The organism is Novosphingobium sp. Fuku2-ISO-50, assembly GCF_001519055.1.
Classification (GTDB): Bacteria; Pseudomonadota; Alphaproteobacteria; order Sphingomonadales; family Sphingomonadaceae; genus Novosphingobium.
This window is the reverse complement of record NZ_KQ954325.1, coordinates 1-636: the sequence shown is the minus strand read 5'-3', so window position 1 is coordinate 636 and position 636 is coordinate 1. Positions and strand designations below refer to the sequence as shown.

Below are 636 nucleotides of genomic sequence, written 5' to 3'. Positions count from 1 at the left end.
GACGCACCGCCTGATGGATCGGGCCGTAGGTGCTGCCCCAGCCGACCAGCACGAGCTTTCCGCCCGGCTCGCCCAGCGTGACTTCCTGCGGCGGAATGCTTTTGGCGATGCCGTCGACTTTGGCCTTGCGCAGATCGGTCATCGTCTGGTGGCTGGCGGGCGAATAGTCGATGTCGCCGGTCAGCGGATTTTTCTCGATGCCGCCGATCCGGTGCATCAGGCCGGGCGTGCCCGCCTTGATCCAGGGCCGTGCGCCGTTTTCGTTGCGCGCAAACGGCAGCAAGGTGCCGTCGGGGCCGTTGGGTTCTTCAAGGAACGTCACCGGAAACGGCGCATAGCTCGCCGGATCGGGCACTTTCCACGGCTCGGCGGCATTGGCGATATAGCCGTCGGTCAGGAGGATGACCGGGGTCATGTAGCGCGTGGCGATGCGCACCGCCTCGATCGCGCAATCGAACGCATCGGACGGGCTGCGCGCGGCGATCACCGGGATCGGCGTGTCGCCGTTGCGGCCATAGACCGCCTGATAGAGGTCGGACTGTTCGGTCTTGGTCGGCAGGCCGGTCGACGGGCCGCCGCGCTGCGAATTGACAATCACCAGCGGCAGCTCGGTCATCACCGCAAGGCCCATCGCCT

At 66.5% G+C, this 636-nt stretch carries 1 pseudogene; it reads right to left on the bottom strand.

From position 1 onward, the window contains the following. Positions 1-636, bottom strand: a pseudogene (locus AQZ50_RS19900) (2-oxoglutarate ferredoxin oxidoreductase subunit alpha); the annotation flags it as partial.